Annotated in this window: 13 protein-coding genes and 1 pseudogene; 10 read left to right on the forward strand and 4 right to left on the reverse strand. The window is 40.3% G+C overall.

Annotation, left to right across the window (positions count from 1 at the left end; all coding sequences use genetic code 11):
• Window positions 1-88 precede the first annotated feature (88 nt).
• Together CWC16_RS12660 and CWC16_RS12665 are read left to right on the forward strand one after the other, a co-directional pair.
• A complete protein-coding gene (locus CWC16_RS12660; protein WP_055017616.1) occupies window positions 89-1,162 on the forward strand; it encodes a glycosyltransferase family 9 protein in 1,074 nt (357 codons plus the stop codon).
• Window positions 1,159-2,241: a glycosyltransferase gene (locus tag CWC16_RS12665; protein WP_138541782.1), complete on the forward strand. Its 1,083-nt coding sequence runs from the start codon at window positions 1,159-1,161 to the stop codon at window positions 2,239-2,241. The genes CWC16_RS12660 and CWC16_RS12665 overlap by 4 nt, the downstream gene beginning before the upstream one ends.
• Here the strand turns inward: CWC16_RS12665 and CWC16_RS12670 are convergent.
• Window positions 2,224-2,952: a 3-deoxy-D-manno-octulosonic acid kinase gene (locus tag CWC16_RS12670; RefSeq protein WP_138541783.1), complete on the reverse strand. Its 729-nt coding sequence runs from the start codon at window positions 2,950-2,952 to the stop codon at window positions 2,224-2,226. The two genes, CWC16_RS12665 and CWC16_RS12670, sit on opposite strands and share 18 nt — an antisense overlap.
• 123 nt (window positions 2,953-3,075) lie before the next feature.
• Here CWC16_RS12670 and CWC16_RS12675 point away from each other — a divergent pair, with 123 nt between their 5' ends.
• The 6 genes from CWC16_RS12675 (at window position 3,076) to glpG (ending at window position 8,338) form a co-directional block, all read left to right on the forward strand.
• The gene (locus tag CWC16_RS12675) at window positions 3,076-4,137 is read left to right on the forward strand and encodes a glycosyltransferase family 9 protein (protein WP_138541784.1); all 1,062 of its coding nucleotides are present in this window, start codon (window positions 3,076-3,078) and stop codon (window positions 4,135-4,137) included.
• Window positions 4,134-4,697, forward strand: coding sequence for a D-glycero-beta-D-manno-heptose 1,7-bisphosphate 7-phosphatase (gene gmhB / locus CWC16_RS12680; RefSeq protein ID WP_138541785.1), 564 nt, complete (start codon window positions 4,134-4,136; stop codon window positions 4,695-4,697). The genes CWC16_RS12675 and gmhB overlap by 4 nt, the downstream gene beginning before the upstream one ends.
• A gap of 168 nt (window positions 4,698-4,865) precedes the next feature.
• Window positions 4,866-6,062 carry a glycine C-acetyltransferase gene (locus CWC16_RS12685; protein ID WP_138541786.1) on the forward strand — a complete coding sequence of 399 codons (1,197 nt, stop codon included), beginning with the start codon at window positions 4,866-4,868 and terminating at the stop codon, window positions 6,060-6,062.
• A gap of 48 nt (window positions 6,063-6,110) precedes the next feature.
• The gene (gene tdh / locus CWC16_RS12690; RefSeq protein ID WP_138541787.1) at window positions 6,111-7,136 is read left to right on the forward strand and encodes an L-threonine 3-dehydrogenase; all 1,026 of its coding nucleotides are present in this window, start codon (window positions 6,111-6,113) and stop codon (window positions 7,134-7,136) included.
• 66 nt (window positions 7,137-7,202) lie between these two features.
• Window positions 7,203-7,520: a thiosulfate sulfurtransferase GlpE gene (glpE, locus tag CWC16_RS12695; RefSeq protein WP_138541788.1), complete on the forward strand. Its 318-nt coding sequence runs from the start codon at window positions 7,203-7,205 to the stop codon at window positions 7,518-7,520.
• Entirely contained in the window at window positions 7,517-8,338 is an 822-nt protein-coding gene (gene glpG, locus CWC16_RS12700; protein WP_138541789.1) for a rhomboid family intramembrane serine protease GlpG, read from the forward strand. Before glpE ends, glpG begins: the two co-directional genes overlap by 4 nt.
• Window positions 8,339-8,340: 2 nt before the next feature.
• Here glpG and CWC16_RS12705 read toward each other — a convergent pair whose 3' ends face one another.
• Window positions 8,341-8,739: a flagellar basal body-associated protein FliL gene (locus CWC16_RS12705; RefSeq protein ID WP_055014898.1), complete on the reverse strand. Its 399-nt coding sequence runs from the start codon at window positions 8,737-8,739 to the stop codon at window positions 8,341-8,343.
• Window positions 8,740-8,893: 154 nt separating this feature from the next.
• Between CWC16_RS12705 and CWC16_RS12710 the strand changes: the two genes are divergently transcribed.
• Together CWC16_RS12710 and ubiA are read left to right on the forward strand one after the other, a co-directional pair.
• Window positions 8,894-9,427 carry a chorismate--pyruvate lyase family protein gene (locus CWC16_RS12710; RefSeq protein ID WP_138541790.1) on the forward strand — a complete coding sequence of 178 codons (534 nt, stop codon included), beginning with the start codon at window positions 8,894-8,896 and terminating at the stop codon, window positions 9,425-9,427.
• Window positions 9,424-10,302 (forward strand): 4-hydroxybenzoate octaprenyltransferase, encoded by an 879-nt coding sequence (gene ubiA, locus CWC16_RS12715; protein ID WP_055020109.1) that lies wholly within the window; start codon window positions 9,424-9,426, stop codon window positions 10,300-10,302. The genes CWC16_RS12710 and ubiA overlap by 4 nt, the downstream gene beginning before the upstream one ends.
• Window positions 10,303-10,364: 62 nt before the next feature.
• Here the strand turns inward: ubiA and CWC16_RS12720 are convergent.
• Window positions 10,365-10,984: pseudogene (locus CWC16_RS12720) on the reverse strand (2OG-Fe(II) oxygenase).
• 244 nt (window positions 10,985-11,228) lie between these two features.
• The gene (locus tag CWC16_RS12725) at window positions 11,229-12,113 is read right to left on the reverse strand and encodes a LysR family transcriptional regulator (RefSeq protein WP_055014901.1); all 885 of its coding nucleotides are present in this window, start codon (window positions 12,111-12,113) and stop codon (window positions 11,229-11,231) included.
• Window positions 12,114-12,707 lie beyond the last annotated feature (594 nt).

Consider the following 12,707-nt stretch of genomic DNA (forward strand, 5'->3'; position numbering starts at 1 on the left):
GTTAAATTTGTGTATAAAAATGTAACCTAGCTATCGTAAAAACAATGGGATTGGTATACTGCTGCGCAAATAGGAAATAGAGAATGCAATGAGCAACAAACGACTTTTATTCATACCCGTATCATCGCCACAAGGAATAGGCGAATACATGCGCTCGTTGTTGCTAGCTCAAAGCTTAGAAAGTGAATGCCCAGGTTCACTTAGTATCCATTTTGTTTTAAATAAACACACTGCCTACGCTAAAAACTGCCCATTTGATGCCACCTTGCTTGAGCGCTCTGCAACTAAAGAGCGCGATAAAGTGTGTGAAGTTATCGCTGATTTTAAACCCGACATTGTTATATTTGACTGTGCAGGGCGCGCAGCTCACATGAAAGCGGCCAAAAAAGTGGGGGCCAAAGTGGTGTTTATTTCTCAACATGCCAAAAAAAGAGCGAAAGGGTTAAAGCTTAACCGTATTAATTTAATTGATAGCCATTGGGTGGTACAGCCCGATTATTGCATTGAACCTCTGAGCTGGGCTGAAAGAGCTAAAATAGATATGTTTTCTTTGGCTATGCCTAAAAATGTGGGCCCTTACATAGCATTTTCATCAGCGTGTGATACCAAACAGGTGTTAAAAAAATATCAGCTTGATGAACAAGGCTACTTTATTGTGAGTGCAGGCTCTGGCGGCCACATGCTAGATAACCAAAACTGTGCAGATGTATTTTTTGCCGCCGCAGAGCAGGTTTCATTACAAACAGGGTTAAAAGCAGTGGTGGTATTTGGCCCTAACTATAATAAAGCGTTGCCAGTATCAAATGCGGTTTTAAATTTAAATACGCTAGAAAATAGTGAGTTTTTGTCGCTTATGGAACAAGCAAAGTTCGCGTTGTTAAGTGCTGGCGACACCCTATTGCAAGCAATTGCGGTTAAAACACCTGTTGTAGCCTGTGCTATTTCAAAAGATCAAACACAGCGCTTAGCAAGTTGCACCACAACCGGTGTGGTAATTAAAGCGAACTTTGAAATTCAAGACATAGTAAATAAAGTCAGTGCTTTGCTAATAGAGCCTGATTTTAACCAGCTTTTAGAAAAATACGCTTTGCTTGAAAGCACGCATAGCTATGAAGAAATAACGCAAGGGGTTAAAAGCATGCTAATGGTTGCCGATAGATGAATATAGTGATTGTAATAGATTCATTAGCGGGTGGCGGCGCCGAAAAAGTGATGTTAACCCTTGCTCAGCAGTTAGTAAAAGCGCATAGCGTGACTATTTTATCGCTGGCTAATAAATATGAATACACTATCCCTGCGTGTATTAAGGTTGAAAGTTTATTCAGCGATAAAGCCACTAAAGTGGATCGTTTTTGGAAAATAAATAAAAGTGTTGCAAAGCTAGAAGCGTGGTTTAATAAAAAACAAAAACAAACTTGCCCCATAGATTTAGTACTTAGCAATTTAGACAGAAGCAATAACTTATTGGCTAAAAGCCAGATTAAAAATGTTCACTTTGTTATGCATAACTCTGTTAATGCAGAGCTTGCTAGGCAAAAAAAATTAGGCCCGTTATCTTATCACTACCTTAAAAAGTCAAAGCAAAACTTAAACGGAAAATCTTTGGTGTGCGTGTCTAAAGGGGTAGAGCACGAAATTACTCAAGGGCGTTTAATTAGCCCAAGCGCCATCACCACTATTTATAACCCCTTTAATTTAGAAGATATAAAGCGGCTCTCAGATGAGGTGAATGCGCAAATTCCGCAATCGCCGTATATTATTCATGTAGGGCGGTTAGCTAAACAAAAGCGCCATGATATTTTATTTGCGGCATTTGCAAAGCTTGATAAAAAATACAAATTAGTCCTTCTATGCAATAAGCCTAGCAAAGCATTTAAGCTTGCCAAAGCGCATGGTATTGAGGAGCAACTTATAGTGCCTGGGTTTGAACAAAATCCGTATAACTGGATAAAGCAGGCCGAGGCGTTAGTTTTAAGCTCTGATTTTGAAGGGCTCCCCACTGTGTTAATTGAAGCACTCGCTGTGGGTACGCCAGTGGTAAGTACTAACTGCACGTTTGGGCCGAGTGAAATTTTAACAAACGATTTAGCCAAATATTTAGCACCGGTAGGGCATAGCGATGAGCTAGCAGCTAAAATTGAGCTGGTTTTAAACACTAAGCCTAATGTAGCTAATGCCGATATTTTACAAAAGGTAACGGCCGACCAAGTTGCTAAGCAATACCTAGCTTTGTGTGGTTAACTGGCTTTTATAAAGCGTTAATAACGTTTGCCAGTCATTATCTTGCCAATAAAATGCGTTGTTGCGTCCTCGCTCTTTTAAAAATGAGCGCTCTAAACGGGCCATATTACTTTGTTGCCACTGTTTATTTAATGGTTTTATTTCACCGCGATCAAAGTCGATAATATACACTTTGCCCGTTTCATTAAATAAAATATTATTTATATTTAAATCCGCGTGATACACGCCTTTTGAGTGAAAGAGAGCCACAGTACTGGCAATGCGCTCTAGCTCATCGCCCGTAAGTGGGCGTTCAATTAAAATATCTAGCAGGCTTTTAGCCCCTTTTACAGCCTCAGTAATTATATCACCACGATAAATTAAGCCTGTGGTTGTTACTTTAGCGGCAATGGGTTTTGGCACATTTAAACCAAGCTCAATAAGCGTTATCATTAAGCTGAACTCTTTATACACGCGGGTGCTTTCAAGGCCAGGGTAAAGGTATTGATCGCTTAATAATTTACCCACTAAACCACCTCGCCAGTAGTGTCTAAGTACAGCGGTTAAATTATCGTGTTTAAAAAACCAGGCTGTGGCACGGCCTTTTTTAGCGCCGACTATTTTATTTTGTTGTTGCCAGTAATCTGCATCAAACCAATTTAAATCAACCTCGTTAGTATAATCGGGGTGGCTTAAAATAGTGTGTTTGCCTTGCGTTAGTGTTTTAAACATAGCTCGTAAAAGTAATTTAATAATACGTGTATATTAACGTGTTTTATAGCGCAGCATAAGTGCTTGCATTAGCGCGAGTATAATTTAAGATCGCAGTCTATTATTTAAAGCCAAATGGAACGCATGACTCAAGTGCCTAATTACTCCTCAATTTGTATTTTAAGACTCTCTGCCATTGGTGATGTGTGTCATGCTGTTAGTGCTGTACAAGCAATTCAAAAAGCACACCCCAATGCAAAAATAACCTGGGTTATGGGCAAAGTAGAGGCCATGTTGCTTGCCGACTTACCTGGGGTTGAGCTGGTGGTTTTTGATAAAAAACAAGGTAAAGATGCACTTAAAAAATTAAAACATTCTTTTAAAGGGCAACAGTTTGATGTGCTACTTAATATGCAAGTTGCATTAAGAGCTGGCTTTGTTGCGCGCTGTATTCCGGCTAAAGTGAAAATAGGCTTTGATTGGGCTCGTTCAAAAGAATTACACAGCTTGTTTATAAATAAACGAATAGCCCCACAAAAAGAAGCGCATGTGTTAGAGGGGTTTAAAGGCTTTGCGCAGGCCATTGGTGTTAAAAACTATTCACCTACCTGGGATATGCCTTATACCTTAGCGGATGAGAGAAAAGCAGATGAGTTGTTAGGGCCTGCGTATTTGTCAGGTAAACTATTGGTGATATCGCCTGCGGCCAGTAAAGCCCAGCGCAACTGGCTGCCTGAGCGCTACGCAGCGCTTGCTGATTACGCGCATGATCAGGGCTTTAACGTGGTACTAACGGGCGGCCCAACTGAGCTTGAGGTTAATTTAGCTAACCAAATTATAAAACACAGTCACTGCACTATTTTAAACCTAGTAGGTAAAACAAAACTTAAAGAGCTGCTATGTGTGCTTAAGCGCGCTGATATAGTACTCGCCCCCGATACCGGCCCTGCACATATGGCGGTAACGGTAAGTACGCCGGTTATTGGTTTATATGCGCATTCTAATCCTGCACGTACAGGCCCTTATTTATATCAAGACTATGTAGTTGAGGTATATCATCAAAACCTGCTAAAGCAAACGGGTAAAACAGCGCAACAATTGCCTTGGGGAACGCGCGTTAAGGGCGATGACTTAATGAGCCAAATAACCGTAGACAGTGTTAAAGCTATGTTTGACCATGTGGTACAAAAAGAGTCTATCAAATGAGTGTACAAGAAAAAAACAAAGCGCTTTTTTTAGACCGCGATGGTGTTGTTAACGTTGATCATGGCTATGTATATCAAAGTGAAAAATTTGAATTCATAGAGGGTGTGTTTAGTGCCTGTAAAGCATTTTATGATGCAGGTTATAAAATTATTATAGTGACTAATCAATCGGGAATAGGCCGTGGTTACTACACTGAAGAAGACTTTTTAGCCTTAACTCAGTGGATGAAAACTCAATTTAGTGAGCACAATATTAAAATTACAGATGTGTACTTTTGCCCGCACCACCCCAAAAAAGCGCTAGCGCAATATTTAAAACAGTGCCAGTGCAGAAAACCAGCGCCAGGTATGCTGTTACAAGCTATGCAAGAGCATAATATTCACCCTTCTAGCAGTGTTATGGTGGGGGATAAACTCAGCGATATGCAAGCGGCAGAAAAAGCACATATTGCAACGCGCGTTTTGGTGCGTTCAGGCCAGCATATAGATGAAAGTGCCAAACAACATGCTGATCTCGTGATTAACTCGATACGTGATTTACCGACCGTTATCACTCTTTAGATTGAGCCTTCTTATTCATCTGTAAAGTGGCAGGAATTCCTGCCAATTCGGGTGTTTGCGATGAACTGCAAACCGTGCATTTTACGCGTTAAACTTTTACAATACATCCCATCATAAACAGTGGCTTTAATGTTGTTGTTTACCCGTTCATTTAATTGGAGACTACAGATGAGAGCATCTGCTTTTTTTAGCCAACTACAAGAGCAAATCGAAGACGTTAAAGCGCAAGGTTTGTATAAAAGTGAGCGTATTATTACCTCGCAGCAACAAGCTCAGATAGAGGTTGCGTCTGGCGATAAAGTTATTAATTTTTGTGCTAACAATTACTTAGGTTTAGCAAATAGCCCAGAATTAATTAAAGCTGCGCAAGATGGTTTAGACGACCATGGCTTTGGTGTTGCCTCAGTACGTTTTATCTGTGGCACGCAAGATATCCATAAAACACTAGAGCAAAAAATTAGTGAGTTTTTAGAAACCGAAGACACCATTTTATATTCGTCTTGTTTTGATGCTAACGCGGGCCTATTTGAAACTCTTTTAGGCGCTGAAGATGCTATTATTTCTGACTCTCTCAATCACGCATCAATTATTGATGGTGTTCGCTTATGTAAAGCTAAGCGTTTTCGCTATGCTAATAACGATATGGCAGATCTTGAAAAGCAACTTATTGCCGCAGACGAAGCCGGCGCTAAAACAAAATTAATCGCCACCGACGGTGTGTTTTCAATGGATGGCGTAATTTGTAACTTAGAAGCAGTGTGTGACCTTGCTGATAAGTACGATGCTCTTGTGATGGTTGATGACTCGCATGCAGTAGGCTTTGTTGGCGAAAATGGTAAAGGCACCCCTGAGTACTGTAATGTGCTTGACCGCGTAGATATTATTACCGGTACGCTAGGTAAAGCGCTGGGCGGTGCATCAGGCGGTTATACATCGGGTAAAAAAGAAATTGTTGAATGGCTGCGTCAGCGTTCTCGCCCGTATTTATTTTCAAATTCCTTAGCGCCTTCAATTGTGACAGCGTCAATTAAAGTGCTCGAAATGCTTGAAAATGGTGGCGAGTTACGCGCTAAACTTTGGTCTAATGCAAAATATTTTCGTGAGCAAATGGAAGCTGCTGGCTTTACTTGTGCGGGTAAAGATCATGCCATTATTCCTGTCATGCTTGGCGATGCAAAAGTAGCGTCACTAATGGCAGACAAGCTACTTGCAGGAGGCATTTATGTAACTGGGTTTTCGTTCCCCGTTGTGCCAAAAGGTCAAGCGCGCATTCGTACACAAATCTCTGCTGCACACAGCATTGAACAGCTAGATACCGCTATTGCAGCCTTTACCCGTATTGGTAAAGAAATGGGTGTAATTTAAATTTTTATAAGCCGAGGTTAGTCCTTGGTTTTTAGTTGAGTGTTAACTATGAAAGCATTATCTAAATTAAAAGCAGAGCCGGGTATCTGGATGACAGATGCGCCAAAGCCTGAAGTTGGCCATAACGATTTACTTATTAAAATTCGTAAAACGGCAATTTGCGGCACCGACGTTCATATTTACAAATGGGACGAATGGGCGAGTAAAACTATTCCTACGCCTATGGTTGTTGGCCACGAATACGTAGGTGAAGTGGTTGATATGGGCCAAGAAGTACGCGGCTTTGCAGTGGGTGATCGCGTATCTGGCGAAGGTCATATTACCTGTGGGCATTGTCGCAACTGTCGTGCTGGTCGTGTACATCTATGCCGAAACACCACCGGCGTGGGCGTTAACCGTGAAGGTGCATTTGCAGAGTACTTAGTGATTCCTGCCTTTAATGCGTTTAAAATTCCCGACAATATTTCTGATGAGTTGGCGTCTATTTTTGACCCGTTTGGCAATGCAGTGCACACAGCTTTATCGTTTGATTTAGTGGGCGAAGATGTACTTATTACGGGAGCAGGGCCAATTGGTATTATGGCAGCAGCCGTAGCTAAGCACGTGGGGGCTCGCCATGTTGTGATTACCGATGTTAACGAATACCGTCTTGAGCTTGCGCGTAAAATGGGCGCTACTCGTGCCGTTAACGTTGCCAATGATAAGTTAGAAGATGTAATGAATGACCTGGGCATGACAGAAGGTTTTGATATAGGCCTTGAAATGTCAGGCGTACCAAGCGCATTCAATTCTATGCTTAATAACATGAACCACGGTGGTAAAGTTGCCATGTTAGGTATTCCACCTTCAGATATGGCAGTAGATTGGAACCAAGTAATCTTTAAGGGCTTAGTAATAAAAGGTATATATGGCCGCGAGATGTTTGAAACTTGGTACAAAATGGCAAGTTTGATTCAGTCTGGCCTTAATTTAGATCCAATCATTACGCATCAGTATTCTGTAGATGACTTCCAAGCTGGCTTTGATATGATGATCTCAGGTCAGTCAGGAAAAGTAATTTTAAACTGGGATTAATTCTACAAAATTACAAGAAGGGCGGCTGTGGCCGCCTTTTTTTATTTAATTTATAAAGAGATTTTAATGGCTTTTAAACATATATCTATAGAACAAACACATGAGCTACTTGATAAAGAAGACGTAGTAATTGCAGATATACGCGATCCTAACTCGTACCAAGCAGGGCATATCCCTGGCTCTGAAGCGCTTTCAAATGCCAATATAGCTCAATTTATGATGGAAAAAGAGTTTGATCAGCCCATTATTATTGTTTGCTACCACGGTATGAGCTCACAAGGTGCGGCGAGCTACCTAGTCGAGCAGGGTTTTGAAGATGTTTACAGCATGGATGGTGGCTTTACTGCTTGGGAAGCGGCTTACAGCGAGCAAATAGAGCGATGATTGAATTAGGTAGCTTAAATAACCCACGCGCTGCGCAAGGGTTTATAGACTACTTAAAAAGCCAAGGCTTAGAAGGGCAGTTACACTCACCTGATGGCAGCAATGTGGTTATAAGCGTTAAGCCTGAACATTTTCATCAGGTGCAACCGCTATGGGCTGAGTTTGTACAAAACCCAAATCATGAGCGCTATCAACAAGCCTCTTGGGATGTTGGCAGCACACAATCTGGCTTAACGTATCAAGGGCAGTCGCTTAATTTAGTGGCGCGTTTTAAAGCACTAAGCTGGCTGAATAAAACCGTCAGTATTGTAAGCGTTGCTATTTACTGTGCATTTTTATTGGGTGGTTTTGAGCAAATATACACTGCTTTGCAGTTTAACCCGAGCCAACCACTGAACTGGTTTACGCCGGCACTTGTTCATTTTAGTGCAATGCACATTGTATTTAACCTAATTTGGTGGATGTCGCTTGGCGATAATATTGAAAAACAATGCGGTAAGCTCAGTTTAGTCGGATTATTTGTGGTTACTGCACTGATTAGTAACTGGGCCCAGTTTATAATAGTGGGTCCCAATTTCGGCGGGTTAAGCGGTGTTGTATATGGGTTATTGGGCTTTTGTTGGATTCACGGCTATTTAAACCCTAAGCAGCCTGCGCTAGTGAGCACAGCGATTGTTGGCTTTATGTTAATTTGGCTAATACTTGGCTTTGCAGATGTTTTATTTGTTGGTATGGCTAATTGGGCGCATTTAGGTGGGCTTTTAAGCGGCATGGCTTACGCCGTAACCGCTCATTTATTTAATGCTAAAAAAACGTGAGCTTAGTGGTATAAGTACTTAGTAAATAATACTTCACGGATAATCTCTTGGCCTGTTTCTTCTTTTAACAGGCTTTTTAATTTTTCGGCACACTTAGCTCTAATTTCTTCACGCCCAGTAAGCGACTTTATTTTTTCTTCAGGCTCTTTTGAGAGTATTTCTACTAATGCATCGCGTAAAAGTGGAGTGTGATGCTCTACAATTGCAATGTCTGCGTTATTGCTAAGCATTAAGTCTATAGTCACGCGTACATAGCCCATTTTTTTACTTGAGGCACCTATGTAATTGGTAATTATATCTGGCTCGAAACCAAAATAACCCACTGTGGATTGTGCTTTTGCCCAGAAGCTAAAACAGCTTAGGCATAGTGCTAAAAAACCTGCGTATACTATTTTTTTCATCTTTAGTGTGTTTCCATTTTCTTAATACAAATAGTTTATACTTAATAGCGCTTAATAAACAGCTTCTACAATTATTTATCGCCAGTAAAACATCACTTTTTCAAATGCTTTGGCAATGTTATCATCGTCTCGGTTTTTATTTTATTGAGCTATTGTGATTACATTTCCGCTTTCTATATCTGCCAATTGGCAATGTGCATCTTTGGTAAATAACTTATCTGAGTTAGAGCAAGAGTGGCTATTTGAGCCACATTCGTTAACCGCTAAATTAAAAAGTAATGCACAAAGTTTTAGTGTAAAAGTGCTCAATGAGCAAACTTTTACTTTAAGCGATGCACAGCAGCAATTACTTGGTTCAAACACAAATAAAGCACTTAAGCGTGAGGTGCTTTTATTGTGTGACAATGCACCTATGGTGTATGCCCAAAGCTGGCTGCCAAGTACACAAACAACACTGCATAATATGGGGGCACGCCCTTTAGGCGATGTTATTTTTCAGCACCCTGAACTTACCCGCAGCAATATTGAAGTAGGACGCTTTGACTCTGAGCATGCACTGCAGTCACTTGTTGAAGAGTTGAATTTAACCATGCGCCCGTTACTAGGCCGCCGTAGTGTGTTTTCTATTAATGATTACCACTTTTTAGTGTGCGAAGTATTTTTACCCGGAGCCTATTTGTACTCATGAAATTAGCCCCTTTGCAATTACAGCATAGCCCTTTTTATATTCAACTTATGCGCGTTGATAAGCCTATAGGTACATTATTATTACTGTGGCCTACTTATTGGGCGCTATGGCTTGCAAACAGTGGTATGCCTAGTCTAGTTAACTTTATTGTATTTACCTTAGGCGTAATTGTTATGCGCAGTGCTGGCTGCGTTATAAATGATTTTGCTGATAGAAAAATAGACGGCTCAGTTAAGCGTACAGCAGGGCGTCCTTTAGCCACCGGACAAGTAAGCGCCGGTGAAGCATTGAGTTTATTTGTATTACTCATAGCCATCGCCTTTGTACTAGTATTGCTACTTAGCATCAACACTATTTTATTGTCATTTGGGGCGTTGGCACTGGCTTTTTGCTACCCATTTATGAAACGTTATACGCACCTTCCACAGGTGGTCTTAGGCGCTGCATTTGGTTGGGCAATACCTATGGCATATATGGCATCAATTGACACATTGCCGCTGCAGGCATGGCTGTTATTTACCGCAAATATTTGTTGGACTGTAGCGTACGATACTATGTATGCCATGGTCGACAGAGATGATGATTTAAAAATAGGGGTTAAATCTACTGCTATTTTATTTGGTAAATACGACCGTCACATTATATTTTTATTAAACGCAAATTTTATAGCGCTGTTGGCACTTATTGGCTTAATTAATCAGCTAGGCTTGGCGTTTGTTGCTGGTTTATGTACTGCCGCTGGGTTACTTATTTATCAGCAAGTGCTTATTCATAAACGTGCGCGTGATGCATGTTTTAAAGCGTTTTTAAATAATCACTATGTTGGATTAGCCATTTTTATTGGCTTGTTCTTGTCATTTGTATTTGCGCGTTAATTTCATCTCAACGTTATTAATTTAACCTTAGCATAGCCACTAGTTGTTGTGGCTATGTTTTTTTATCGTGGGGGATCAATTACCCCACTTATTGAGGCGTTCTTTCTAAACCAGCCAGCAATAGAGTAACGCTCATTAATGGCAGGTAATACCTCGTGTGCAAATCGCTCGCTTTCAAACATAACGAGTGTCCCTGCGGCGGGTTTAATTATTATTTCTATGTGCTTACTTTTTGGTTTGTATATAACAAGCTCGCCACCTTGCTCGGGCGTATTTAAATAAAGTACTGTTGTAAATACGCGGTTAGAACGCCCTTTAAACGCATCTAAGTGCTTTTTATAAAAATCCCCATTTGTATATTTTCCATAATGGCATTCGTAGTCAAATAACCCCATAAAAAACTGACGATTAAGTGTTGTTTTTATACTTTCCATTAGAGCTTGATAAGTTAGTTGGGCTTGCGAGCTGCCATCAAACCAATAGGTTTTATCCTTACGGATAGTTTTTCTATTTTTAAATCGTTTAAGCGGCCAATACCTGCAAGGCTAAAATGCGGGTTTATACGGTGGCAATCGGTCATTAAACTCTCTACTAGCTCATTAATAAGTGCGTTAGGGATAACAACATAGCCGTGGGTTTTTATTGCATCTAAATAAACATCAGGACTAAAAAGTGTGTTCATTCATGTCTGTTGATTAAAAAAGGTGCGACAGTGTAGCCTAAAAAAATTTAATAGCTAATGGTTTGTGCTGCGCTACTAAAGCAAATAAAAAACCTCCCACGTAAGCATATAAACGAAAAGTGCTTTTGAGGTTAGGCTGCTGTGCTGCAGGCCTTAGCAAAAAGAAGAGTAGAACAGTGAAAGATTGACTAAACGGGCTGCCCTTAAAAGCTTAAGGGCAACGCTGGATGCTATTTTCCTTGGATTAATTAATCGCGGTAGATGCTTTTTTGATAAGCGATAATAAATGGTCAATGTGTTCGCCAACCGCTGCTTGTTGGCTTGTTTGTACAACAAGTTGTTCGTGGCTTAAGTCTTTATTTGTTTTTAACTGTACAAGCTCTGTGTGCTCAGCAAGCGTATTGGCGTGTTCAATACTTGCAATAGCAAAGTGATCTGACTTAACCAGCCCTGACATTACTTGCTCAATGCTACCTACTTTAATACTCGCTGATTTATTGAGCATATCGATAGCTTCGTTAAGCATGCTTTGAACTTGTTTAGACTGAGAAAAACAGCCATACATAGGGTAACTGTCTAAATCGTGTTTGCTGATATCGCTTTTATTCGCTAGCGGGTGGTGTTTAGAAACAAATAACACCAGTTGGTCCGGTAGGTGTATGTCGCTGCCTATGCTATTAATAGCCTGCGAATAAACACTAATATCAATTTCACCCTCTTGTAGCTTTCTTGCAAGTTCATGTTGTTCTTGCAATTGCATTTCTATTTTTACATGTGGGTATTGCGCTAAAAACTGTCCGCATGATACGGGCACTACACTACTGGCTTTATTGGTATAGCCAATCACTAATTTTTCATCTGAATTGCCATTAACAGATTGAGAAATTCTTTTTTTTGTATGCTCAAGTTCGGCAAGGGTATTTTTGGCGTAATCAAGAAACAGCTCACCTTCGGGTGTTAATTTGACTGAACGGGTTGAGCGTTTCACCAGTTCGTACCCCATTTCGTCTTCTAAGGTTTGAATGCTACGTGTGAGCGCTGATGTGCTTATTTGAGTTTGTTCGGCTGCTTGTCTGAAGTGGCGTAGCACACCAAGCGCTACAAATTGTTCTAACTGTTCAAATCTCACTTTATAGTCCCTTTTTATAAGTAAGTCGCGTGTGCCGCGAACATCAATAATATTAGATTCAAGCGCTTATAAGCGAAGCCTAATATATAACTGTGTTTGCAAATTTATGACATATTTGCCTCAGCATATCCCTCTTTTAGTATTATTTAAAGAGAAGACGCATTTAAAAGTATTACCAATTAGGCTTAGTTATAGTGGTTTATTACTCTATTTTAAACTAAGTTAAATGAGCAAGTAATATTAAATACAACAACTTAGGCTCTTTGTAGCGTACAAAAGTAATACTTTAGACATAATTTAGCATCAATTAATAAAAAAGTATGCCAGAAAAAAGGCTATACGAAAATCTTACTTAGTGATTTGTAATGATATGATGCATAGTAACTTAAAGTATTAGGGTCTGTTAATCTTTCAAGGTTAAATTTGCAGCAGTCTGTTTGGTGTTTAGGCAAGGCAGAGCCTAAGTAGTGTGGTTATTCCCCATAATTGGGCGATAACGTAGCATTAATGCCAAACAGGCGCTGCCCAAAGGGTTCTTCCTAGGGGCTATTTACTCTTTGTTGCTCGGCTTTTACTTAGCCCACTAGGTTACAA

The sequence above is a fragment of the Pseudoalteromonas sp. S3776 genome (assembly GCF_005886915.1).
Lineage (GTDB): Bacteria > Pseudomonadota > Gammaproteobacteria > Enterobacterales > Alteromonadaceae > Pseudoalteromonas.

Bases quoted from the DNA above. Each gene is read 5' to 3' on its own strand.
- CWC16_RS12660 (WP_055017616.1), top strand. From the start codon at position 89: ATGAGCAACAAACGACTTTTATTCATACCCGTATCATCGCCACAAGGA.
- CWC16_RS12665 (WP_138541782.1), top strand. From the start codon at position 1,159: ATGAATATAGTGATTGTAATAGATTCATTAGCGGGTGGCGGCGCCGAA.
- CWC16_RS12670 (WP_138541783.1), bottom strand. From the start codon at position 2,952: ATGTTTAAAACACTAACGCAAGGCAAACACACTATTTTAAGCCACCCC.
- CWC16_RS12675 (WP_138541784.1), top strand. From the start codon at position 3,076: ATGACTCAAGTGCCTAATTACTCCTCAATTTGTATTTTAAGACTCTCT.
- gmhB (WP_138541785.1), top strand. From the start codon at position 4,134: ATGAGTGTACAAGAAAAAAACAAAGCGCTTTTTTTAGACCGCGATGGT.
- CWC16_RS12685 (WP_138541786.1), top strand. From the start codon at position 4,866: ATGAGAGCATCTGCTTTTTTTAGCCAACTACAAGAGCAAATCGAAGAC.
- tdh (WP_138541787.1), top strand. From the start codon at position 6,111: ATGAAAGCATTATCTAAATTAAAAGCAGAGCCGGGTATCTGGATGACA.
- glpE (WP_138541788.1), top strand. From the start codon at position 7,203: ATGGCTTTTAAACATATATCTATAGAACAAACACATGAGCTACTTGAT.
- glpG (WP_138541789.1), top strand. From the start codon at position 7,517: ATGATTGAATTAGGTAGCTTAAATAACCCACGCGCTGCGCAAGGGTTT.
- CWC16_RS12705 (WP_055014898.1), bottom strand. From the start codon at position 8,739: ATGAAAAAAATAGTATACGCAGGTTTTTTAGCACTATGCCTAAGCTGT.
- ubiA (WP_055020109.1), top strand. From the start codon at position 9,424: ATGAAATTAGCCCCTTTGCAATTACAGCATAGCCCTTTTTATATTCAA.